The sequence below is a fragment of the Schaalia odontolytica genome (genome assembly GCF_002847525.1).
GTDB classification, from domain to species: Bacteria; Actinomycetota; Actinomycetes; order Actinomycetales; family Actinomycetaceae; genus Pauljensenia; species Pauljensenia odontolytica_B.
On the sequence record NZ_PKKM01000011.1, the window covers coordinates 18295 to 40047 of the forward strand.

The window sequence follows — 21753 nt, forward strand, 5'->3', positions numbered from 1 at the left end:
CTCTACGGGCGCCCTCAGGCTCCGGGAACGGTGATCGGGCGGGGACCCGCCTGCCAGCCTTCCCACGCGGAGGTCAGGATCTCCTCAACCCCGTTGTTGGCCTTCCAGCCCAGGTCGACGCCGATGGAGAGCGGGTCGCCAATGAGCTTGGGCGGATCACCGGCGCGGCGATCGAGCTCCTCGACGGGGAACTCCCATCCCATGACGCGGCGCAGGCCGTCGACGATCTCTCGGACGGAGGTGCCCAGGCCAGTACCCACGTTGTAGGTGTGGTGGTCAGGCTGACGCCCCTCGGCGAGCACGTCGAGGGCCGCGATGTGCGCCTCGGCGAGATCCAGGACGTGGATGTAGTCGCGGATGCAGGTGCCGTCGGGGGTGTCGTAGTCGGTGCCGAAGATCTTGGCGCTCTCGCCGCGCTCAACGCGATCCAGCACCATCGGGATCAGGTTCATGACGGCGTCGTCGGCCAGGTCGGGCCATCCGGCGCCAGCCACGTTGAAGTAGCGCAGGCCGATCCACTTCAGGTCCCAGGCTCGCTCGCAGTCGGCCATCAGCCACTCGCCGATCAGCTTGGTCTCGCCGTAGGGGTTGATGGGGTGCCCGGCCATATCCTCCGTGACCACGGGGGCCTCGGGCGTGCCGTAAACGGCTGCCGAGGAGGAGAAGATCATCTGGTCGACGCCGGCGTCCTCCATCGCGAGGAGGACGTTAGCCATGCCGCCGATGTTCTGCTGGTAGTACCAGGCGGGGCGGGCGACCGACTCGCCGACCTGCTTGCGCGCGGAGAAGTGGATGACGGCCGTGACGTCCTCGTCCACCATGAGGGTGGACAGCGCCGAGCGGGCTTCATCCAGGGTCACGTCGAGCTTCACGAGCTTGGCGTCGCCGATGCGCGATGCTTTGCCACTCGACAGGTCGTCGACGACGACGACGCGATCCCCGCGCTGACGCAGGAGGCGGACAACGTGTGCGCCGATGTAGCCGGCGCCGCCACAAACGAGAATGCTCATAGGTTCAGGATACGCTGTACAAGGCCCCTGCGGCTACCCACGCGGGACTTGTGTTCGCGTCGCTCAGCGCGCCTGGGAGACGCGCTGGGCGAGGGCAGCACCCTTTGCGCTGGCCACGTCGCGTAGGTCCTTCTGGAAGGTGCGCATCGAGGCACGCAACGATTCAGCACGCTCTCCTTCGCCGGCTCCAAGGATGCGCGCGGCGAGCAGTCCCGCGTTGCGCGCTCCTGCGATGGAGACGGTCGCGACGGGCACGCCCGCGGGCATCTGGACGATGGAGTGCAGGGAGTCGACACCGTCGAGGTGCTTGAGGGGCACGGGCACGCCGATGACCGGTAGTTCGGTGAGTGCGGCGAGCATGCCGGGCAGGTGGGCCGCTCCCCCGGCTCCGGCGATAATGACGCGCAGGCCGCGCGCCGAGGCGGATCGGCCGTAAGCGACCATGTCCTCGGGCATACGGTGGGCGGAGACGACACCAACCTCGCAGGCGATGCCGAATTCGGCGAGGGCACCGACGGCTGCTTCCATGGTGGGCCAGTCGGAGTCGGAGCCCATGACGACGCCGACGAGCGGGTTGTCGCCGGTGGCGGTCAGCTGAATGTCGAGCTCGGTGGTCATGAGCGGTCCTTTCGGGGGGACGAGGCCGGGGCACCTGGTCCCTCGGCCGCGGATGGTGGGAGGGTTAGTCGGCGGGTGCCTCGCCCTTCAGGGCGGTAACAGCTGCCCGGGCTCGATCAAGAGCACGGGTGGGATCCGCATCGACGACGGTGACGTGGCCGAGCTTGCGTCCGGGGCGTACTTCCTTGCCATAGAGGTGAATCTTTGCGTCCGTTCCCCCGGCGGCGAAGGCTGCAGCGAGGGCGCGCGCAGGCTGTGCGTGGGAGGAGCCCAGCAGGTTGACCATGACGACGTGCGTACCCGGGGCGCGCAGCTGCGTGGAGCCGAGCGGCAGGTCGAGGACGGCGCGCAGGTGCTGCTCGAATTGGCTCGTGACGGCCCCGTCGATGGTCCAGTGCCCCGTGTTGTGGGGGCGCATGGCAAGCTCGTTGACGAGGACGCGTTCGTCCGCGCCCTCACCGACCACGAACATTTCCACGGCGAGGACGCCGGTGACGCCCAGCTCAGCGGCGATGCGCTCACCAATGCGGCGCGCCTCGGCGGCCGTCTCGGGCCTGATACCAACCGCGGGAACCGTCACCTCGGCGCACACGCCGTCCACCTGTACGGTGGAGGCGACGGGCCACGAGGCGATCTCGCCCGAGGGGGTGCGCGCGAGGAGCGCCGCCACCTCGCCGGTGAAGGGAACCAACGCCTCGGCCAGGAGGGGGCCGTTGCCCCACCAGGAGGCCACGTCTGCGGGGCTGTGGGCGACTGCCACGCCGTGCCCGTCGTATCCGCCGCGCGGGGTCTTGACGATGAGGGGCCAGCCGATCGTGGCGCCGAATTCTGCCAGCTGGGCCTCGTCCTCGACGCGCGCCCACGCGGGACACGGGATGCCCATGTCGGTGAGGCGCTCGCGCATGGCCAGCTTGTCCTGAGCGTAGAGGAGGGCACTCGCCGGGGGCTGAACGGAGACGAGGCGTGCCGCCTCCTCCATCGTGGGGGCCGGGATGTGCTCGTGTTCGAAGGTGAGGACATCCGCGCCATCGATGAGCGCGCGGACCGCGTCCAAGTCGGCGGGTTCGCCCACCGCTTTGTCGACGGTCACCTGACCGGTCGACCCATCCGAGGCCTCAACGAGGGCCCGAAGATTAATGCCGAGCGCGACCGCGCTCTCCTGCATCATGCGCGCCAGCTGTCCGCCGCCAATGACGGCAACGGTGGGAGGGGTCAACATCTCGTGTTCCACGCCTTTCAATGTACTCCGCTGCTAGAAGCGCCGCGAGCGCCGTCCCATGGACATGAGGGGCCCTTCGGGCATGACGCGATCAGGGTCGAGGGACGCGGGGATCGCAGCGACCGAGACGGTGAATACCGGCGGCTTGTTGGTCTTGAGTTCGAGGCGCCCGCCCATCGCCTGCGCGAGGTCGTGGGCGAGGGCCAGGCCGATGCCCGTCGAGCCGTGCCCGGAGACACCTTTTTCGAAAACGTCGGGGGCTAGGGACTCGTCGATGCCGTCGCCCTCGTCGCTCACTTCGATGACGACGCCGCGCTTGGAGGTGCCTGCGTGTGCCCATACGCGCGTAGTTCCGTCGCCGTAGCGTAGCGAGTTTTCGATGAGGGTCGCCAGGATCTGCCCAAGCTTTCCGGCGTCGGCCAGGATCGGACGCTCGGCCTCGTCAAGGAAGACGAGGGGACGCCCAGCCGCCTCGAATTGGTCCTCCCACTCCTCGCGTGCCGTGTTGAAGACTTCGAGAATGTGAATGGCCTCGGTCTGGCTGGTCTGGCGCTTGGAGACGTCAAGCAGCTCCGTGACGACGTTCGTCATGCGCTCCACCTGTTCGAGGCAGGTGCGGGCTTCGGCGCGTACCTCGTCCTCAGTGGAGATGAGTTCGATTTCCTCCAGGCGCATGGACAGGGCGGTCAGCGGCGTGCGCAGCTGGTGGGAGGCGTCGGCAGCTGCCTGTCGCTCGGCTGCGAGTCGGCCCGCCATGCGTTCGCCAGTGCGAGCGAGCTCCTCGGAGACCAAGTCGATTTCCTCAATACCGGACTTTTCCACCCGGGCGCGCACGCCACCCGAGCCGATCTGCTCTGCCTGGGCTGCCAGGTAGATGAGCGGGGCGGACAGTTCACGCGATAGGGAACGCGCGAGCAACCAGCCAATCAGCATGGATGCGAGCATGCCTCCGCCAAAGAGGCCACAGGTCCAGGCGATGCGAGTCACCGCGTTCGATGCGGACGCGGTGAGCTGGACGGATACGCCGCTCGGCGATGACGCCAGCGAACTCATGGTCCGCCCGGGGATCACCTTGCCGTTGGTGACCAGGTTTGCCTCGGGCACCTTGATTCGATAGTTCAGCTCATCGCCACGACTGTTCGCTTGATCCGCGACAAGCGCTGCCAGGGTCGCCGGGTCGATCCCCTCCCCCACGGCGCGCCTGCGCTCGATGTTTTGGAGGATCAGCTGCGCCTGAACGTCAAGGTTGCGCTGTTCGGACGACCAGATGGACGCCGATGCGAAAAACGCGCCTGGGAGCCCCATCAGCACGCACACGACGGCGACGATGGAGACGATCATCCTCACCGCGCGGGCGCGCATGGCGGGCCTGTCTCAGCGACGCGCTCAGCGCGCGTTCTCGAAGCGGAAGCCCATCCCTCGCACTGTCGTGATGTAGTGCGGGTCGGTCGCGTCGTCTCCGAGCTTGCGGCGCAGCCACGACACGTGCATATCGAGGGTCTTCGTGGAGCCGGTCGGGTCCGAGCCCCACACCTCGCGCATGAGGGTGTCGCGCGCGACGACCGACCCGGCCTCGCGCAGCAGCACGCGAAGCAGGTCGAATTCCTTGGCCGTCAGGCTCAGCTCGACGTCACCGACGAACGCGCGGTGCGCGGCAACATCCATGCGGATGTCCTGGGCGCGCAGCTCGCCTTCGGCGGGCTCAGCGGCCTGGCGGCGCAGGAGGGCCCGCACGCGAGCGAGAAGCTCCGCGAGGCGGAAAGGCTTCGTCACGTAGTCGTCAGCGCCCGCGTCCAGGCCGACGACCATGTCGACCTCGTCCGTGCGCGCAGTAAGGATCAGAATCGGAACTCGGTTACCGGAGGAGCGGATCTCGCGGGCGACATCCAGGCCATCCATATCAGGCAGACCGAGGTCCAGGACGACCAGGTCAACACCGCGAACATCCGCGAGGGCTTCAGCGCCTGTCGCGTGCGCACGCACGTCGTAGCCCTCCCTGCCCAGTGCACGGGCGAGGGGCTCGGAGATGGCCGGATCGTCTTCAACGAGGAGAACTGTAGTCACGCTTACATCTTAGCAATTCTGAACCAAAACTTGCACCTTTCTTGACCCGTTATGCGGGCAGGTCAGGCACCCGTTCACACTGCGAGATGAACGTTATTTAACAACGCTCGAGAGCAGGTACGGTGAGACCGGACCAAAACCGCGCAAGTCCGCGGTCGGGAACTCTTCGAGCTCATACCCATCTCCCACCTCGCCAGCGGCGATGGCGGCAGCAGTCGTCGGATCAGTGAGGATCTTACCCACCGGAGCAATGTCCACGAGGCGAGATGCAAGGTTCACGGTGGGCCCGAAGACATCACCCGACCGCGAGAACACATCACCGCGCACGAAAGACGCACGCACGGGCAGCATTTCGTCGTCGGCGTTCAGTCGCTCGATGAGGGCCGTGGCCACACGCAGGCCGGTGGGCAGGTCATCGGCGATGTAGAGGACGGCGTCACCGATCATCTTGACGACGCGACCACCCTCCTCGATGACGGCGTTACGACTCTCCTCTTCGAAGCGCTCGATGAGACCCACCAGGGCATCGCCGAGAATCGTCGAGGACGACGTATAGGACACCATGTCGACGAAGCCGAGACAGCGGTTGAGCGGGAAGCGGTTATGCCGCTCCTCATGCCCGCGCTGGGATACCTCGCGATCAAAACGGGACAGGGTTGCCTCGAGCTGACGCCGCCAGGCGTATGTGAACATCTCCTGGAAGACGTCGATGTACTCGCGCATATGGTCCAGCACGTACATGCGGGCCGTCGTGTCATCCAGCATCAGACGACGCATCGAATCTTCTACTAGTGCTTCGAACTGCCACAGGGCCAGGCGATCAGCCAGGTGGGCGTTGGCGCGCAGGAGAGAGCGAGAGGTTGCCGTGTCAATGCCACCAGATTCGACGAGGTCGTGCCAGCGACTGAAAACGTCCAGGTCACGCTGAGAGAAAACCTTGTCATCGGCGGTGGGAGCCTGGAAGCCGAGGGCGATCCAGAAACGGAAGACGCGTTCGATAGGCGTATTCGTCATCTCCGCGAGATCGCGGGCCGAATACGTCAGATGACCACCGAGCAGCTGGGGAACGTAGCTTGTTGCGGTCAGGTCATCAGGAGTTGCAGGGGACGAAGCCGCGTGCTCATCCATCGCAAATCCCTCCTCTTTGGGCTGACTCAACACCACATCAGCGGGTAACGGTATATCAGATCACTTTTCAAAGTCACATCGGGATTGTGACCTCGAACATTGACAATTGTAGTAGTCTGATGAGTTTTTCTCTAGAGAATTGCACGTTTACCTGCGAAAACCGAGATTTCTGCACCAAATTGCAGCTTGTCTGCGCATCTGAGATGCCTTGGGAGAGAATGTCCTCATGCGCCTTGTTCTTGCCTCCGCTTCCCCCGCCCGCCGAGCAACACTCATTGCGGCGGGCATCACACCGATTGTCCAGGTGTCCACCGTCGACGAGGACGCCATCCTCGCCGCATTGCCCGGAGGGCGCGCGTTCTCGGGCGGCACCACCACCCCCGCCGACGAGGTCGCAGCGCTCGCCGCGGCCAAGTGCGCCGACGTCTGCGAGGCCCTGAGAGCACCCGGCGCCAACGCCGACCTGCCCGAGGGCGAGTCCGTCCTCGTCGTTGGCTGCGACTCCATGCTCGAGATCGACGGCCAGATGCTCGGAAAGCCCCACACCCCCGACGTGGCCCGCGAGCGCATCCGCGCCATGCGCCGCACGAGCGCAACCCTGTGGACGGGCCACTCGGCAGCGATCCTGGCCCCGGCCTCGCCGCACGGTGGAACGGCAGGAGAACGCACGGTCACCGCAACCGTCACCCGCTCTGCCTCGACCCAGGTCCACTTCGGGGACATCTCGGATGCCGAGATCGACGCGTACGTGGCCACCGGCGAGCCCCTGCACGTGGCGGGCTCCTTCACGGTGGACGGACTGGGAGGCCCTTTCATCGAGGGCGTGACGGGCGATTATCACTCGGTCGTCGGTATCTCTTTGCCGCTACTGCGTTCCATGGCCACCGAGCTTGGGGTGTTCTGGCCGGACCTGTGGGATGCGCCGCGCCCCTGAGTTTCGGTGCCAATCACCCACCCATCGCGCCGTACTGTAGGGGCATGGACAACAGCACTGCATGGGGCATCGGCCTCGCTACGATCACTCTGGACGGCACGACACTCGACACGTGGTACCCCGCCCCGCACCTGGGCGAGCCCGGGACCGACGAGGAGCTGGCGACCTCGCTGTCCGTGCTGGAGCGCGTCGATGACGCGCGCCGCGTGCGCACCGTCGTCGTGACCACGACGATTGACCTGCAGGAGGCCCCCGCCTCGACGGAGGACGCCTACCTGCGTCTGCACCTGCTTTCCCACCGCCTGGTACAGCCCAACACGATCAACCTCGACGGCATCTTCGCGGTGCTGCCCAACGTCGTGTGGACGGATGCCGGCCCGTGCGCCGTTGCCGACTTCGAGGCCACCCGCCTGCGCCTGCGCGCTCGCGACGGTCACCCCGTGACCGTGCAGGGCGTCGACAAGTTCCCGCCGATGGTCAACTACGTGCTGCCCTCCGGCGTTCGCATCGCCGACGGCACGCGCGTGCGCCTGGGCGCCTACCTGTCCGAGGGCACGACCGTCATGCACGCCGGCTTCGTCAACTTCAACGCGGGCACGCTGGGCCGCTCGATGGTCGAGGGCCGCGTCTCGCAGGGCGTCGTCATCGGCGATGGCTCGGACGTGGGCGGCGGCGCCTCCACGATGGGCACCCTCTCGGGCGGCGGCAAGCAGCGTGTGCGCCTGGGCGAGCGCTGCCTGCTGGGTGCAAACTCAGGCCTGGGAATCGCGCTCGGCGACGACTGCGTCGTCGAGGCCGGCCTGTACGTGACCGCCGGCGCGAAGGTCACGCTCATCGATTCTTCCGGCGAGGCCGAGCCGCGCACGGTTGCCGCGCGCGAGCTGTCGGGCGCGTCGAACATCCTGTTCCGCCGCAACTCCCAGACGGGCCGCATCGAGGCCATCGCCCGCGCGGGCGTCGTGGGTATCGAGCTCAACGACGCGCTGCACGCTTCGAACTGAGTCTTCTCACCAACGAGGCCGGGGCCGCCCACGCGCAGTGCGCGAAGGTGGCCCCGGCCTCGTTATGTGGCTGATGTGTCAGCGCGCCGTCCAGGCCTCACGGATGCGGCTCGCAGCGGCCTGAATGCGCTCGTCGGTGGCGGTGAGGGCCACGCGGACGCGCCCGTGGGCTGCCGTGCCGTAGAAGTCGCCGGGGGCGACGAGGATACCAAGATCAGCCAGGCGGTTGACGAGGGCCCACGAGTCGCTCGGATTCGCGGGGTCCGAGACCCACAGGTACAGGCCGGCCGCCGTGTCGGGATCGACGTTGAGACCGGCGTCGGTCAGCGCCTCGAGGAGGAGGGCGCGACGCACGGCGTAGACGCTGCGCTGGCGCTCCACGTGCTCGGTGTCGCGGAGGGCGACCGCCATCGCGTGCTGGACGGGGGCGGGCACCATGAGTCCGGAGTGCTTGCGCACGCTGACGATCGGGGCGACCAGGGCGGGATCACCGTAGATGAGGGCACCGCGGTAGCCGGCAAGATTCGACTGCTTGGACAGCGAGTACAGGACGAGGAGGCCGCTCGCGTCGCCGTCACACACGTCCGTATCGAGCAGGGAGGGCACTCCCTCGCTCACGTAGGGCTCCGACCAGGGCAGGGCCGCGTAGCACTCGTCGGAGACGACGACGGCGCCGTGAGCGCGCGCCCAGACAACGACGGCGCGCAGCTCGTCCTTGCTCATGACGTGCCCGTCGGGGTTGCCCGGCGAGTTCAAGTAGACGAGGGCGGCATCGGGCCAGGCGTCGGGGTTCGTCGGGTCAACGGCGACGGGTGTGGCACCGGCCAGCCTGGCGCCAATGTCGTAGGTCGGGTAGGCAACCTCGGGCACGAGAACCGTGTCGCCGGGGCGCACGCCCAGCAGCGCAGGAATCCAGGCGACGGCCTCCTTCGAGCCGATCGTGGGGATCACGCCGCCGTGTCCGACGTCAACCATGCCTCGGCGCTGTCCCCATGCGAGGATCGCGTCGCGCACCTCGGCGGTGCCGATCACCGTCGGGTAGCCGTGCGCGTTGGAGGCGTCAGCGAGTGCCTCGCGGATGAACGCGGGGGTGTCGTCGACCGGGGTTCCGACGCTCAGATCGCACATTCCCCCGGGATGTTCAGTGGCGCGCGCCTTGGCGGGCGCCAGCTGATCCCAGGGGAATTCGGGCAGGTCAAGAGGGCGGGGAAGGATCGTTGTCATACCCCTACCCTATCGACTGTCAGAGATTTTCGGCCTTCCATTCCTCATTCTGAGGCGGCAGTGCGGCGATCATCGGATCATCGAAGTCCTGGACGCCGGTCTTCTGTGCGCCGCCGGGGCTGCCCAGGTCGTTGAAGAAGTCGACGTTGGCGCGCAGGTAGTCGGACCACTCGGAGGGCAGGTCGTCCTCGTAGAAGATGGCCTCGGTCGGGCACACGGGCTCGCATGCGCCGCAGTCCACGCACTCCTCGGGGTGGATGTAGAGCGAACGGGCACCCTCGTAGATGCAGTCGACGGGGCACTCGTCCACGCATGCGCGATCCTTGACGTCCACGCAGGGCTGCGCGATGACGTAGGTCATGAGACGTTCCTCCTGGTCAGTTCTAAAGACTCGTTGATTCTATTATTCACGTATGAGTAGCCCCGAGTCACCCCGCGTCACCAACAGCGCTGCGAGCGGCGAGAATACGCCGATTCAGCACACCGAGACCGAAGGGGCGCGCGAGGAAATTTCCACACGCGCGCCTGGCGCAATTCCCCAGTTGCCGTGGATGAGCTTCGCGGTCGGCGAGAGGATCGTCATCCGCTACCGCCTGGCAGACGGCCTGCACGACGCCCTGGGAGAGGCGCTCGAGGTGGCCCCCACGCACGTCACGGTCGCGACGAGGCGTGGGCCGGTTCGCGTGGATGCCCGCACGATGGTGACGGGCAAGCGCGTGCCTCCCCCGCCCACCATCTAGCGAGCGGGGGAAGGAAGCGGCAATCAGCGGTTGGCGCGGCGCTCGCGAGCAGCGATCTTGAAGCGCTCCTGGGCGTCCAGGACGACCTTGCGCACGCGCACGGCCTCGGGCGTGACCTCAACGCACTCGTCGTTGGCCGCAAACTCGAGGGACTCCTCAAGGGTCAGCTTGCGCGAGGGGGTCAGCGACTCGTACACGTCGGCGGTCGCGCTACGCGTGTTCGTCTGCTTCTTCTCACGGCAGATATTCACGTCCATGTCCTCGCCGCGCGGGTTTTCGCCCACAACCTGACCCTCGTAGACCTCGGAGGAGGGCTCGACGATGAAGGAGCCGCGCTCCTGCAGGTTCGTCATCGCGTACGGGGTGGCCTGACCAGCACGGTCGGCGACGAGAGAGCCGGTGAGGCGCTGCTCGATGGAACCCTGCCAGGGGGCGTAGCCCTCGGAGATGGACGAGGCGATGCCGGTGCCACGCGTTTCGGTGAGGAAGCGCGTGCGGAAGCCGATGAGGCCTCGGGCGGGAACCACGAACTCGAGGCGGATCCAGCCCGAACCGTGGTTCGCCATGGTCTCCATGCGGCCCTTGCGGGCGGCCATGAGCTGCGTGACGGCGCCCAGGTACTCCTCGGGAATGTCGATCGTCATGCGCTCCATGGGCTCGCTGAGCACGCCGTCGATCTCCTTGGTGACGACCTGCGGCTTGCCGACGGTGAGCTCGAAGCCCTCGCGGCGCATCTGCTCCACCAGGATCGCCAGGGCGAGCTCGCCACGGCCCTGGACCTCCCAGGCGTCGGGGCGCTCGGTGGGCAGAACCTTCAGGGACACGTTGCCGATGAGCTCGCGGTCGAGGCGGTCCTTGACCTGGCGGGCCGTCACCTTGGCGCCCTTGACGCGGCCGGCCATGGGCGAGGTGTTGATACCGATGGTCATGGAGATGGCCGGGTCGTCCACCGTGATGAGCGGGAGGGGACGCGGGTCCTCGAGGTCGACGAGGGACTCGCCGATCATGATGTCTTCGATGCCGGCGACGGCGACGATATCACCAGGGGCGGCGGAGTCGGTGGACACGCGCTCGAGGCCCTCGGTGGCCAGCAGCTCGGAGATGTGGACGCGCTGGATGGTGCCGTCGTGGCGCGCCAGGCCCACGTCAGCGCCCTTCTTCAGGGTGCCGTTGTGGATGCGCAGCAGGGCGAGACGGCCCAGGAACGGGGAGGCGTCCAGGTTGGTGACGTGGGCCTGCAGCGGCATGTCCTCGTCGTAGGTGGGGCCCGGGATACGGTTCAGGATGGTCTCGAACAGGGGCTCGAGGTTCTCGGTGGGCAGCTGGCCGTCACCGGGGTTTTCCAGCGAGCACTTGCCGGCCTTAGCGGAGGCGTAGACGACGGGGACGTCCATGAGGGAGTCCACGTCGATGTCGATGCCCTCGTTCATGAGGTCCTCACCCAGCGACAGGAGCAGGTCGGTCGTCTCGGAGACGACCTCTTCGATGCGCGAGTCGGGGCGGTCGACCTTGTTGACGACGACGATGACGGGCAGGTGGGCCTGGAGGGCCTTGCGCAGCACGAAGCGGGTCTGCGGGAGCGGGCCCTCGGAGGCGTCGACCATGAGGACGACGCCGTCAACCATCGACAGGCCTCGCTCGACCTCGCCGCCGAAGTCGGCGTGGCCGGGGGTGTCGATAACGTTGATGATGACGCCATCCTCGAGGCCCAGGGCCTGCGCGGCGGGGCCGGTGTAGTGGACGGCGGTGTTCTTGGCGAGAATGGTGATGCCCTTCTCGCGCTCGAGGTCGCCGGAGTCCATGACGCGCTCGCCGGTCTTTTCGACCGTGTCACGCTCGGAGAAAGCTCCGGACTGCCAGAGCATTGCGTCAACCAGCGTGGTCTTGCCATGATCGACGTGCGCGACGATGGCGACATTTCGCAGGTCGGGACGCGTGGACATATGTGGACTCCTCAAATGTGGATACAGATTTATGCGTGTGAGGGGGCAAGGAAGCCGCAGACACGACCGGTTCGAACCGATTTCACGCACATATGCCTCTAAGAATATCGGCTGAACGAGGGGCAACGCGATCCCCGTGTTGCGAATTCCACCACGTCGTGGACACGTGGCGGAGATCTGAGGGCCCATCGGCCCGTCTATTTGCTCGTTCATAAGCAATGGCGTTAACTGGCTTGTATGACTGACATCGCCACGCTCAGCGCAGACGTTTCCACGGCCTCGGCCCTTGTCACCCCCTTCGGCGCGCACCTGCTGTCGTGGCGTCCTGCGGGCCACCCGGACGTCCTGTGGCTGTCCTCCCGTGCGGTGTTGGACGGTACGAAGGCGATCCGCGGCGGCATCCCCCTGTGCCTGCCCTGGTTCGGCAGCCCCACCGATTCCCCGACGAGGCCCGGCCAGGGAGCGGGCGCCCACGGGTTCGCCCGCACGAGTCCCTGGACGCTGCTGGGAAGCACCCAGCCCGCGAACGACGCGCCGGCCTCGTTCTCCTTCGAACTGCACCACACGGGCGAGACCTCCGCCCTCTACCCGCACTCCTTCTGCGCGCGCCTGGACATCACCGCCGGAGCCGAGCTGAACGCGACCCTGACCCTCACGAACGAGGACGACCACCCCTTCGCTATCGAGGCCGCCCTGCACACCTACCTGCACGTTGGCGACGTCAAGGACGTGACGGTGGAGGGCCTGGACGGGGAGCGCTACTACGACAAGGTCCGCGAGCGCTACGCCACCCAGACCGGCGACGTGACTTTTATCGGCCCGACGGACCGCGTCTACACGTCGACCCAGCAGGTCCAGGTCGTTGACCCGAAGCTGGGGCGACGCATCATCGTGGACAAGAACGGTTCGGGCTCGACGATCGTGTGGAACCCCTGGTCGCAGGGTGCGGCCACGATGAGCGACATTGGCGAGGGCGAGTGGCAGAACTTCGTGTGCGTGGAAACCGCGGCGGTGCGCGAGCGCGCTCTGACGCTGTGGCCGGGGCACCCCCACATCATGACGCAGACCCTTGCCGTGGAGACGCTGGACTGACAGGCCACGGGTAGGATTGGCTCCAGCTACGACCAGAAAGGCCCTCATGGCTCTCACTTCCGCGATCGCGTCCGCGTACCTGTCCGTTTCCCGCTGGAAGCTGTCCACGCAGCCCCTGCCTGACAAGGTCATCGTCATCGGCGCCCCACACACGTCGAATTGGGACGGCGTCTTCATGGCGATTTCCATGTGGAAGTCTGGGCGCACGTTCTCGTTCCTGGTGAAGGATTCCGTCGTCAAGGCCCCGGTACTGGGTTGGTTCGTGAAGAAGATCGGCGCGGTTCCCGTGGAACGCAGCGCCTCGCACGGCCTGGTCGAGCAGGTTGCACAGCGCATCCGCGAGGCGGACACGTTCACGCTGTGCATCACCCCGAAGGGCACTCGTTCACCGCGCGATTTCTGGAAGTCCGGCTTCTATCGCATCGCAATGGAGGCGGGCGTGCCGATCCAGCTGGGCTTCATCGACCGCAACACCCGCACGTTCGGCTGGGGTCCGACATACCAGCTGACGGGCGACGTGCGCGCCGACATGGAAGTGATCCGCGCGTTTTACGCCGACAAGGTCGGTATCCGCCCGGAGAAGACCTCGGTTCCGCGCCTGCGCTCGGAGGACGAGGCCGAATGAGGCTCGCGCGAGCGTTGCTCGGCACCGCTGGGGCGCTTGCCCTGACGGCGGGCGGCGCAGCGGCACTCGCCGACGACCCGACGCAGATCCGACTGGTCGAGGTCTATGAGATGACGCCGGGGGTGAGCGCGATCCACCAGGTAACACTGTCGACGTCTCAGCCTCTGATCGGTGAGCAGTGTCAGTCGATGGGCACGGCAGCCAAGGCCACGTCGTCACTCCTCGTGAGCGTTGACGGCGTGGACGGATGCCGCTTCACCTGGGAACTTGAGGACGGTGGCGCCGAGGTCGTCTCGGTTGACGAGGGCGGTGTCTTCCATTTCGAATCGACGTCAGCCCGTCTGCTCGAGGGGTTCTCGTCTCCCGATGCGTCGGCCTCCATCGAGTCGGTCACCCTGATTGCGCACAGTTCTCTCGTTATCGAGGCCTCTGACGGCGGACAGATCATCACCCCCGGGGCATCGACAAAGACGGACGCAAGCACGGTCACCTGGCATCACGTCACCTCTAACGTGAGCGCGACGGGAACCGTCGACGCCAACGCGTCCTCCATGTCCCCCTCCCCTACGCTCTCACCATCTCCATCGGCCAATTCCGCCTCCACTCAGGAACGAGGCCACACCTCCACCGCACGTTCGCTGACCCCGATCGTGGCGATCACGGGAGGAGTTCTCCTAATCGCCGCCATCACCGGCCTCGTGCGCCGATCATGGAAGTCCCGCCAGGCCGCCGCCGACGCGCAGTTCGCGCGTGATGCGGCTCTGCGTGAGGCACAGCGACGTTCCGCCTCCGCACGAAAGAGCGCTGCCGCTCCCTACGGGAGGCGGTCTCTCGCTCCGACCTCGTCAACGTCCGAGGAGAATACACCCGCGAGCGCGCAGGCCCGCGACCGTTCTGACGCACAGTCGGGCGCAGAACGCTTTTCCCCGCCCGACCACTCGTAGGCGGCCATTGACCACGGCGGCCCCGACCTCAGCGATGAGGTCGGGGCCACATGTTGGCGCCTCAGCCGATGTGGAAGTAGCGCTCCACGAGTTCCTCGACAGAGACACGCGAGTCCGCCAGGTCATCACGCAGGTGTTCGTCTCCCAGCTCGATCAGGCGCGATGCCCACGAGTCGATGAGGCCCGCGGGGAAGACGTCCTTCGCCTCGTAGTCCTCACGCTGGGCGAGGAGCCTACCGGCGGCCTCGAAGCAGGATGCGGGCAGCTGGTCGAGGCCGGGGGTCTGCGACGCGTCGCCGTCGACCTTACGCTCACGCGCGTACTCTTCCATGCCCGGCGCGGTCAGGCCAATACGCGCGGCGACGGCAATGCCGGCAAGGAGCAGGTGGACCGCTGCGGACCCGTCGGGGCTGCGCAGCTCCACCGTCTGAGAGTCATTGGGCAGGTCGGCAATCGGAGGCTCGATGGGGTTGGCATCACGGAACATCGAATCATCGATGTTCTGCCAGCCGAGAGGTACGCGCACCAGAACGGAGCGGTTGCGGTCGCCCCAGCAGATCGAGGTTGGCGCTTCCTGATGGGGAACAAGACGCAGGAACGAGGTGGGGACGGTGTTACCAAACGCTGTGAGCGATGCTGCGTGCGACAGGTAGCCTCCGATCACCTTGAGCGCGGTGTCCGTCAGACCAGATCCCGTCGAGAACTGGTTGACGCCGTCCTTGACGATGCGGGTATGGAAGTGCATGCCCGATCCGGCTTGCCCCACGGCGATCTTCGGCGAGAAGGAGACATGAATGCCATAGGAATGGGCAACTTCGCGCAGCACCCACTTGGCGAGCACCATCTGGTCGGCAGCATCGAGCGCATCGACGGGCAGGAATTCGATCTCTTGCTGGACCATCTGACGCCCGTCGGCGACGAAGTTGCCGACCTCGGAATGGGCGTACTTCACCGAGCAGCCGATGGCAACGAGGTGCGCGAGAGTCTCCGTGCGTACTTCCTCCCACTTGGAGAAGGGCCCAGATTCGTGGTAGCCGCGCTGAGGCTCGACGGGGAACAGCTCCTCTTCCTCCGAGAAGAGGTAGTACTCGAGTTCACCGAGGGCCTGCAGCTCGCAGCCCGTCTCCTCCTTGAGCGCTCGCTGAGCCTTCCGCAGGATTTCCTGGGGCGCAGAGGCCAGGGGGCGGCCGTCAACATCGTAGAAGCCACACAGGATATCGAGGGTTGGGATATGCGAGAAGGGGTTGAGGAACGCGGTAGCCACGCGCGGCACGACATACAGGTCCGAGGAGGTCGCCTCGACGAATGTGAACAGGGAGGAACCGTCGACGCGCTCTCCGAGAGTCAACACCCGATCGAGGTGGGCCTTGGATTGGATCGCGAAGTTCAGGGTCTTCAGGCGTCCGTCCCCTCCGACGTAGCGGAGGTTGAGCATCTGGATGCCGTTGTCCTCGATATAGCCGATGATGTCGGCTTTCGTGAATTCCTTGGCAGGCTTTCCAAGGGCCTGAACGAGCGGGTTGGGGCTAAGAGACACCGTGTCGGTCGACAGCATGAATCACTCCTCTTCGAGCATGACTGGCTTCACACAATTGTGACACACTCGAGCACCACGAGGCAGCCCGAACACAACTCAATTGACACCGTTACCCATCGCGAAACCACCCCACCAGTTTAGTGACGCTTGTTACACTTTGAGTAGCCCACTCTTAGGAACCGCAATGGCGACAACACCCTCTCCCCTCCCTCACGATCCCACCAGACCCCCCTCTTGCTCATGGCGCGGCCTCCTCATCGATTCCGCGCGTACATTCTGGACCGTCCCGGTCATGGAACTCATCATCACCGTCATGGCCCGCTACCGTCTGAACGTGCTGCACTGGCACCTGACTGACAACGCAGGTTGGCGCGTCCCCATCCCCGGCTACCCTGCCCTCACATCCATCGGGGCGCAGATTCCAAGAGCCCCGGAAGACTGGTACGACCATGCCTGCGCGCCAGAACGGTCAGGCACATGGCGCACGTCGCCCGCACGCACATCACAAGGCTTCTATTCTGACGCAAACATTCGCCACCTCGTCCGCTTCGCCGCTCAGCGCAATATCCGCATCATCCCGGAGATCTCGATTCCTTCCTGCGCCGGTGCCGCAATCCGCGCATACCCGCACGTGGGAAACCCCGCCCTCGCCCATGCACCCATACAGGAACGCAACACGACACTATGGCCCATCGCCTCATCTCTCCACTTCATCGAGGCAGCCCTCCACCACGTGTGCGACCTATTCCCCTCCCCCATTATTCATATCGGCGCACCCAAAACCGATTGGAGTCCGTGGGAAAATGACCCCACACTCGAGCGCGCAGGCCTGACATCTGGGCGAGATATCGAGCGCCTATTCATCGAACGAGCAATGCGCACACTCCACTTCCACGGTCGCCGGGCAGCCACCTGGGACACCGTGACTCGCGCATACAACTGCCCACCCCCAGGAACAATCCTTCTCTCATCACGCCACAGCGGATCGCACACCACCGAAGCCTCTTCGTCGGGCGCCCCCTGGGTTCTGGCAGACTCACCCCTCCTCACACTCAGCCATCCCACGCGCCCCAGCTCACCCACAGCATCTCCTGCGACCGCACGCCAGCTCTATGAACTGCTGCCTCAGGCACTACACAGCGAACGGCTCAAGGGAATCGAAGCTGTCGCATGGTCCACGTCGGTCACAAGCCCAGATCTCCTCTTCTACCACCTACTCCCCCGACTCCTCGTCATCGCCGAAATCGCATGGCACGGCGACGACGCCCTCCCATGGGAACAACTTGCCCCACTCATCGACCGAGACATGGCTTATCTGCGCCAGCGCATCCCCTACTGGACTCCCCAACGGACGTAATTGAGGGCCGCGCATCCAACCCGGATACGCGGCCCCGTGCCCCCTAGCGGGGCGGAGTTCGGAGCAGGCATGAAGACCGCCCCACTAGGCTTTCATGAACGCAAGGACCACTTCTTCAGGCGTTCCGCGAGCGCACGCGCGTCGATATCCAAGCGCTCAGCTTCTGCGACATCATCGCGCTTAATCGCGCGCCAGTAAGCAACCTTTGTGCGCAAGAACTCACGGCGAAGCTCAATAATCTGAGCTTCCTCCTGAAGGCGCGCATCCTGCTGCTCCAACAGGGTCACAAACTCGGAGATATCCCTCTCCCCGCCCAAGCCTGATCGGACATATTCACGCATGTCCGCAATCGACATTCCGGACGCAGAGAGACACGACACCCAGGTCAGCAGCTCAAGATCATCCTCGGTGTACGTACGGTGACCACTGGAGGCATCGCGAGCAATGGCCGGAATAACGCTGACATCTTCGTAGTAACGCAGGGTGGACGCGGGTAACCCAACGAGCGCCGCTACCTCCTTAATGGAGTACGTGCGCCCAGAGCCGGTTCCTGCCATAGCTTCACCCTAAAAGACCTCAAGCCCTTGAAGTCAAGCGGAACTGCGGGACGTGCATCACGCGCTGCGACCTGCAAAAAAACAGGTTTTCACAGCCGTAAACACAGCTCACGGCGATCAGATTGCGCGAGCAATCCTCAGAGGAGCTCGGCGCGCCTCTGGAAGGACCAGATCGGACAGGTCTGTTCGCGCATCTGCACATCGAAACGATCGAGGAGTTCACACCCGCCATTGAGGTAGAAGCGGGCATTCTTTTCAGTGGAGGTAACAAAGCCGTATGCGCGCCCACCGCGCTTCGCCACATAGTCCGGCAGCACCTGGGAGACCAGCCATCGACCAACCCCGCGCCCCCGCATGCTCTTATCAACCGAGAGCACCTCGAGATACCAATCAAAGTCACCTTTATCGATCGTTACCTGATCAGCACGATCAACAACGTCAGAAAAATCCTTGACAAGCAGGGGCGACGCGTATCGATAGAACTCATAGCCTCCATTGAGGAAGCTCTGCAGGACCCCCACCTTGCGGTCATGCATGAGCGCAGTTCCAACGATCCGCCCCTCGTGCTCGACGACGAGAGCGTGTCGGACCCTCTGATACGAAGCAGCGAGCATCCGATTGATGGCAGCGAGACATTCCGGGTAACGCTCCGGGCGGTAGAGGTACGGTTCGAGCATGACATGAAGGGGATAATCGAGGAATCCCTCGGTGATAATACGCGTCATCTCAGGGATGTCAGCACGCGTGGCAAGCCGACACTTCATAGGGCCCCTCCTCAACTCGTTCAGCTTTTTACGAAACCAACTATCGAAAACCTGACCTTAGGTAGATACCTGTCATACTACGTGACGGATCGCAATCTCACCTTGTCAATCGGGGCCACTTACCTTTGAAACGGCTCTCTTTTTCATTTGACGATCGGTCAGCCAATCGCGCACCTGCGGCCACTCGTTGCTTTGTATCCACGAAGAGACGATAATCGAGTGGTTCATATCAGGAGGACTGCATGCGATTCTTTCGCGCCCTGTGCGCCACGCTCGGGGCTTTGCTCATCACGTCGACGGTCGTATTCGGCGCTCACGCCGCGGACGGACCGACGCTATCCGAGGCCTACGTCCTGACCAAGGACGGCCAGCTCGTTGACACGTTGACCGTCGTCGACCCTTCTCGCACGATGAGCGAATCCGCATGCACGCCGTACGCCGGTAGCTCCACAGACCAACACGTCGAGTTTGTGACGCGCGACGACGCCACGGTCTGCCACATGCAGCTCATGTACACCCGAGCCCAGGACGAATCCGAGTTCACTATTCAGGACTCGGGGGCGTTCGTACTCTCGGCACGTACCGACCAAACCCTGGCCGAATATCGGAAGGCCTTCGGCTCTTCCCTGTCCTTCGCTTCCGTCTCCCTGAGCGTCGAAGGGGAAGTCAAGTCGGCGACGTCTGGTGCTGCTACGTCGGCGACGACCTACGAGGGGCGAGCCTTGTCCGTGTCAACGTGGACGGATACTGTCCCGCAGGTCATCACGGTCAACGGCACACTTGCTCCCGGCGGAAATCCGGCCGCAGCGGATGGCGCCAATGCTCTGAAGGATCCCTGGGGCGCAACGCCCATCCCCGGAAACGAAAACTCGTCCGATAGTGCATCCTCTGCTGCATCCGATTCTCCTTCGGATCCCCCGCTCGGGCTCCTCATCGGTTTGATCGTCGGCCTCATCGTCATCGTGTTGGTTGTCGTCATCGTCATTTACGTGATTCGTTCGAAGCGCTCGACGCAGCCCACTGAGAGCACACAGCACAGCACTGCCCCCTCACATGTGCGACGCCCGTCCGCACCTCGGGGCACGGGGGCTTCTGCACCCTATGCGCCGGGGCAAGCAATGGGCGTCCCGGCGCAGAGCAGCCCCGCCCCAGTGATCAATCAGGGCAGAGGAGGCACTTCCTCACCCGAGGCCTCTCGACGTGCTCCGTCAACGAATTCAGCACGGCAGGATCTCGCCTCGCTTCCGCAGCCCAAGCCGCGTGACACCGGCTTTGTCTGGGAGCATAAGTCCCGCCCCGCTCCCACAGCTCCCGCGCCCAGCGACCCTGTTCAGGCGACTAAGCCACCGAAGCGCAAGCGTTCACGTGATGGGCACCGTCCTGCCGTGTTCCCGGCACAGCCGATGCAGACTATGCAGCCGACGCAACCGATGCAGGAACCGAACGCGGCCGCTGCACACTACGCTCCTAGTTTCCCCCAGGGCCAGGGAGCGTCCTCTGCTGCCCACGCACCTCAGGATTCGGCCGACCGCTATGCACCGGCAGTCCCAGCGACTCCTGCTCCTGCTCCTGCTCCTGCTCCTGCTCCTGCTCCTGCTCCTGAGGATATTCCCACACCCGCACGCGGGATTCCGAGCCGTGGAGTCTCGGAGATCGCAGGGCACGCTCACGAGGCTGATCAGCAGGAGGCTGTCGCCGCAATTGAGCACTCACCCACCGACTCTTCTTATTCGTCTTCCGTGCCCGTTCCACCTCCAAGCGTGGAGGATGCTCCGGAGACGATGCTGATTCCGAAGGTTCAGCACGCAGTCGTTCCGGTCCCCGAACCCGTCGTCGTTCCCGAACCCGAACCCGTCGCCATTCCCGAGCCGGAACCGATCGCAATTCCGGAACCTGAGCCCGTCGTCGTTCCCGAACCCGAACCCGAACCGGTCGTCGTTCCCGAGCCGGAACCGATCGCAATTCCGGAACCCGAACCCGTCGTCGTTCCCGAACCCGAACCCGAACCCGTCGTGGTCCCCGAACCCGAACCCGTCGCCGTTCCCGAGCCGGAACCCGTCGTGGTCCCCGAACCCGAACCCGTTGTCGTTCCCGAACCCGAACCCGAACCGGTCGTCATTCCCGAGCCGGAACCGATCGCAATTCCGGAACCCGAACCCGTTATCGTTCCCGAACCCGAACCCGAACCCGTCGTGGTCCCCGAACCCGAACCGATCGCAATTCCAAAACCCGAGCCCGTCGTCGTTCCCGAACCCGAGCCCGTCGTCGTTCCCGAACCGGAACCCGTCGTCGTTCCCGAACCCGAGCCCGTCGTCGTTCCCGAACCCGAACCCGAACCCGAACCGGTCGTGGTCCCCGAACCTGAGTCGGCCTCGTTCGTTTCGGTGGACGATGACGGCGAGATGCCGACCGCGCAGTTCCCGCGTGTTCGTCGGGTGAATTCCAGCGCCTGGTCCACGAACACGCGCAGCGAGTCCGCACCCACAGCAGCCGAGCCCGCATCAGCCTTTACGCAGACTCCCCCGACAGCGTCTCCCAGCCAGGAAAGCGCTCCCGTAGCACCGGCGGTGCAGGCTCAGTCGGCGGCGCCCTACGTGCCCGCTGCTCTTCAGGCCATCCCGATGCAGCAGCCCCCGGTCGCACCCCAGACCGCCCAGGCGCCGTTCGCGCCCCAGCCCCCTGCCGCACCGCAGGCACCGGCAATGCCGCAGGCCCCAGTGACACCGCAGGCACCGGCAATGCCCGCCCCGCTCCAGGAAGACTGGAACTCCGAGTTCTCGTGGAATGAGGAGGCGCGCCGCGAGCAGGAAGGCGAGTCGAAGCGTCGCAAGCGCTGGGGTTGGGGCAAACGCCGCAAGCAGCGCGAGGACAACAAGGAGCCCATCGAGTCAGAGACCGAGGAGCAGAGCGCGTCTGCGCGCATGCCGATGATTTCAGTCGACGCTCAGGACGACGACTGGAATGACTGGCAGAACTGGAACTCGAGGAGCTAACCC

At 65.2% G+C, this 21753-nt stretch carries 20 protein-coding genes; 8 read left to right on the top strand and 12 right to left on the bottom strand.

Annotation, left to right across the window (positions count from 1 at the left end; genetic code table 11):
- Positions 1–14 precede the first annotated feature (14 nt).
- The 6 genes from galE to CYJ22_RS08040 form a co-directional block, all read right to left on the bottom strand.
- Positions 15–1010 (bottom strand): UDP-glucose 4-epimerase GalE, encoded by a 996-nt coding sequence (gene galE / locus CYJ22_RS08015; protein WP_101602245.1) that lies wholly within the window; start codon positions 1008–1010, stop codon positions 15–17.
- Between the two features lie 63 nt (positions 1011–1073).
- Positions 1074–1628 (bottom strand): 5-(carboxyamino)imidazole ribonucleotide mutase, encoded by a 555-nt coding sequence (purE, locus tag CYJ22_RS08020; RefSeq protein WP_101602246.1) that lies wholly within the window; start codon positions 1626–1628, stop codon positions 1074–1076.
- A 64-nt stretch (positions 1629–1692) separates the two neighbouring features.
- Entirely contained in the window at positions 1693–2847 is a 1155-nt protein-coding gene (locus CYJ22_RS08025) for a 5-(carboxyamino)imidazole ribonucleotide synthase (protein ID WP_101602293.1), read from the bottom strand.
- Between the two features lie 33 nt (positions 2848–2880).
- Positions 2881–4209, bottom strand: coding sequence for a HAMP domain-containing sensor histidine kinase (locus CYJ22_RS08030; RefSeq protein ID WP_101602247.1), 1329 nt, complete (start codon positions 4207–4209; stop codon positions 2881–2883).
- A 24-nt stretch (positions 4210–4233) separates the two neighbouring features.
- Positions 4234–4911: a response regulator transcription factor gene (locus CYJ22_RS08035; RefSeq protein ID WP_003794418.1), complete on the bottom strand. Its 678-nt coding sequence runs from the start codon at positions 4909–4911 to the stop codon at positions 4234–4236.
- 93 nt (positions 4912–5004) lie between these two features.
- Positions 5005–6039 carry an adenylate/guanylate cyclase domain-containing protein gene (locus tag CYJ22_RS08040; RefSeq protein ID WP_007588427.1) on the bottom strand — a complete coding sequence of 345 codons (1035 nt, stop codon included), beginning with the start codon at positions 6037–6039 and terminating at the stop codon, positions 5005–5007.
- Between the two features lie 226 nt (positions 6040–6265).
- Here CYJ22_RS08040 and CYJ22_RS08045 point away from each other — a divergent pair, with 226 nt between their 5' ends.
- The gene (locus CYJ22_RS08045; protein ID WP_007588517.1) at positions 6266–6973 is read left to right on the top strand and encodes a Maf family protein; all 708 of its coding nucleotides are present in this window, start codon (positions 6266–6268) and stop codon (positions 6971–6973) included.
- A gap of 44 nt (positions 6974–7017) precedes the next feature.
- Positions 7018–7974 carry a 2,3,4,5-tetrahydropyridine-2,6-dicarboxylate N-succinyltransferase gene (gene dapD, locus CYJ22_RS08050; protein ID WP_007588487.1) on the top strand — a complete coding sequence of 319 codons (957 nt, stop codon included), beginning with the start codon at positions 7018–7020 and terminating at the stop codon, positions 7972–7974.
- A gap of 78 nt (positions 7975–8052) precedes the next feature.
- On the opposite strand, the gene dapC is transcribed toward dapD, so the two are convergent.
- Both dapC and fdxA read right to left on the bottom strand, forming a co-directional pair.
- On the bottom strand, positions 8053–9198 hold the full coding sequence (gene dapC, locus CYJ22_RS08055; RefSeq protein WP_101602248.1) for a succinyldiaminopimelate transaminase: 1146 nt from the start codon (positions 9196–9198) through the stop codon (positions 8053–8055).
- A 19-nt stretch (positions 9199–9217) separates the two neighbouring features.
- Positions 9218–9559 (bottom strand): ferredoxin, encoded by a 342-nt coding sequence (fdxA, locus tag CYJ22_RS08060; protein WP_003790208.1) that lies wholly within the window; start codon positions 9557–9559, stop codon positions 9218–9220.
- 52 nt (positions 9560–9611) lie between these two features.
- On the opposite strand from fdxA, the gene CYJ22_RS08065 reads away from it, so the two are divergent.
- Entirely contained in the window at positions 9612–9938 is a 327-nt protein-coding gene (locus tag CYJ22_RS08065) for a hypothetical protein (RefSeq protein ID WP_007588419.1), read from the top strand.
- 23 nt (positions 9939–9961) lie between these two features.
- Here CYJ22_RS08065 and typA read toward each other — a convergent pair whose 3' ends face one another.
- Positions 9962–11881 carry a translational GTPase TypA gene (typA, locus tag CYJ22_RS08070; protein ID WP_034465389.1) on the bottom strand — a complete coding sequence of 640 codons (1920 nt, stop codon included), beginning with the start codon at positions 11879–11881 and terminating at the stop codon, positions 9962–9964.
- A 237-nt stretch (positions 11882–12118) separates the two neighbouring features.
- On the opposite strand from typA, the gene CYJ22_RS08075 reads away from it, so the two are divergent.
- From CYJ22_RS08075 to CYJ22_RS08085, 3 genes are read left to right on the top strand one after another with little or no spacing between them, the layout of a single operon-like run.
- On the top strand, positions 12119–12973 hold the full coding sequence (locus CYJ22_RS08075) for a D-hexose-6-phosphate mutarotase (protein WP_007588403.1): 855 nt from the start codon (positions 12119–12121) through the stop codon (positions 12971–12973).
- A 46-nt stretch (positions 12974–13019) separates the two neighbouring features.
- Positions 13020–13598 (top strand): 1-acyl-sn-glycerol-3-phosphate acyltransferase, encoded by a 579-nt coding sequence (locus CYJ22_RS08080; protein ID WP_101602249.1) that lies wholly within the window; start codon positions 13020–13022, stop codon positions 13596–13598.
- Positions 13595–14542 (top strand): hypothetical protein, encoded by a 948-nt coding sequence (locus CYJ22_RS08085; protein ID WP_101602250.1) that lies wholly within the window; start codon positions 13595–13597, stop codon positions 14540–14542. Before CYJ22_RS08080 ends, CYJ22_RS08085 begins: the two co-directional genes overlap by 4 nt.
- A 61-nt stretch (positions 14543–14603) precedes the next feature.
- Here the strand turns inward: CYJ22_RS08085 and CYJ22_RS08090 are convergent, their stop codons facing one another.
- Positions 14604–16097 carry a glutamine synthetase family protein gene (locus tag CYJ22_RS08090; RefSeq protein WP_007588425.1) on the bottom strand — a complete coding sequence of 498 codons (1494 nt, stop codon included), beginning with the start codon at positions 16095–16097 and terminating at the stop codon, positions 14604–14606.
- Between the two features lie 274 nt (positions 16098–16371).
- On the opposite strand from CYJ22_RS08090, the gene CYJ22_RS08095 reads away from it, so the two are divergent.
- The gene (locus CYJ22_RS08095) at positions 16372–17436 is read left to right on the top strand and encodes a family 20 glycosylhydrolase (protein WP_007588510.1); all 1065 of its coding nucleotides are present in this window, start codon (positions 16372–16374) and stop codon (positions 17434–17436) included.
- A gap of 92 nt (positions 17437–17528) precedes the next feature.
- On the opposite strand, the gene CYJ22_RS08100 is transcribed toward CYJ22_RS08095, so the two are convergent.
- Both CYJ22_RS08100 and CYJ22_RS08105 read right to left on the bottom strand, forming a co-directional pair.
- Positions 17529–17993, bottom strand: a complete 465-nt coding sequence (locus CYJ22_RS08100; RefSeq protein WP_101602251.1) for a MerR family transcriptional regulator — start codon at positions 17991–17993, stop codon at positions 17529–17531.
- A gap of 137 nt (positions 17994–18130) precedes the next feature.
- Positions 18131–18757: a GNAT family N-acetyltransferase gene (locus CYJ22_RS08105; protein WP_007588475.1), complete on the bottom strand. Its 627-nt coding sequence runs from the start codon at positions 18755–18757 to the stop codon at positions 18131–18133.
- Between the two features lie 242 nt (positions 18758–18999).
- On the opposite strand from CYJ22_RS08105, the gene CYJ22_RS08110 reads away from it, so the two are divergent.
- Positions 19000–21750 carry a hypothetical protein gene (locus CYJ22_RS08110; protein ID WP_101602252.1) on the top strand — a complete coding sequence of 917 codons (2751 nt, stop codon included), beginning with the start codon at positions 19000–19002 and terminating at the stop codon, positions 21748–21750.
- Positions 21751–21753 lie beyond the last annotated feature (3 nt).

Bases quoted from the DNA above. Each gene is read 5' to 3' on its own strand.
- galE (WP_101602245.1), bottom strand. From the start codon at position 1,010: ATGAGCATTCTCGTTTGTGGCGGCGCCGGCTACATCGGCGCACACGTT.
- purE (WP_101602246.1), bottom strand. From the start codon at position 1,628: ATGACCACCGAGCTCGACATTCAGCTGACCGCCACCGGCGACAACCCG.
- CYJ22_RS08025 (WP_101602293.1), bottom strand. From the start codon at position 2,847: ATGTTGACCCCTCCCACCGTTGCCGTCATTGGCGGCGGACAGCTGGCG.
- CYJ22_RS08030 (WP_101602247.1), bottom strand. From the start codon at position 4,209: ATGCGCGCCCGCGCGGTGAGGATGATCGTCTCCATCGTCGCCGTCGTG.
- CYJ22_RS08040 (WP_007588427.1), bottom strand. From the start codon at position 6,039: ATGGATGAGCACGCGGCTTCGTCCCCTGCAACTCCTGATGACCTGACC.
- CYJ22_RS08045 (WP_007588517.1), top strand. From the start codon at position 6,266: ATGCGCCTTGTTCTTGCCTCCGCTTCCCCCGCCCGCCGAGCAACACTC.
- dapD (WP_007588487.1), top strand. From the start codon at position 7,018: ATGGACAACAGCACTGCATGGGGCATCGGCCTCGCTACGATCACTCTG.
- dapC (WP_101602248.1), bottom strand. From the start codon at position 9,198: ATGACAACGATCCTTCCCCGCCCTCTTGACCTGCCCGAATTCCCCTGG.
- fdxA (WP_003790208.1), bottom strand. From the start codon at position 9,559: ATGACCTACGTCATCGCGCAGCCCTGCGTGGACGTCAAGGATCGCGCA.
- CYJ22_RS08065 (WP_007588419.1), top strand. From the start codon at position 9,612: ATGAGTAGCCCCGAGTCACCCCGCGTCACCAACAGCGCTGCGAGCGGC.
- typA (WP_034465389.1), bottom strand. From the start codon at position 11,881: ATGTCCACGCGTCCCGACCTGCGAAATGTCGCCATCGTCGCGCACGTC.
- CYJ22_RS08075 (WP_007588403.1), top strand. From the start codon at position 12,119: ATGACTGACATCGCCACGCTCAGCGCAGACGTTTCCACGGCCTCGGCC.
- CYJ22_RS08080 (WP_101602249.1), top strand. From the start codon at position 13,020: ATGGCTCTCACTTCCGCGATCGCGTCCGCGTACCTGTCCGTTTCCCGC.
- CYJ22_RS08085 (WP_101602250.1), top strand. From the start codon at position 13,595: ATGAGGCTCGCGCGAGCGTTGCTCGGCACCGCTGGGGCGCTTGCCCTG.
- CYJ22_RS08090 (WP_007588425.1), bottom strand. From the start codon at position 16,097: ATGCTGTCGACCGACACGGTGTCTCTTAGCCCCAACCCGCTCGTTCAG.
- CYJ22_RS08095 (WP_007588510.1), top strand. From the start codon at position 16,372: ATGGAACTCATCATCACCGTCATGGCCCGCTACCGTCTGAACGTGCTG.
- CYJ22_RS08100 (WP_101602251.1), bottom strand. From the start codon at position 17,993: ATGGCAGGAACCGGCTCTGGGCGCACGTACTCCATTAAGGAGGTAGCG.
- CYJ22_RS08105 (WP_007588475.1), bottom strand. From the start codon at position 18,757: ATGAAGTGTCGGCTTGCCACGCGTGCTGACATCCCTGAGATGACGCGT.
- CYJ22_RS08110 (WP_101602252.1), top strand. From the start codon at position 19,000: ATGCGATTCTTTCGCGCCCTGTGCGCCACGCTCGGGGCTTTGCTCATC.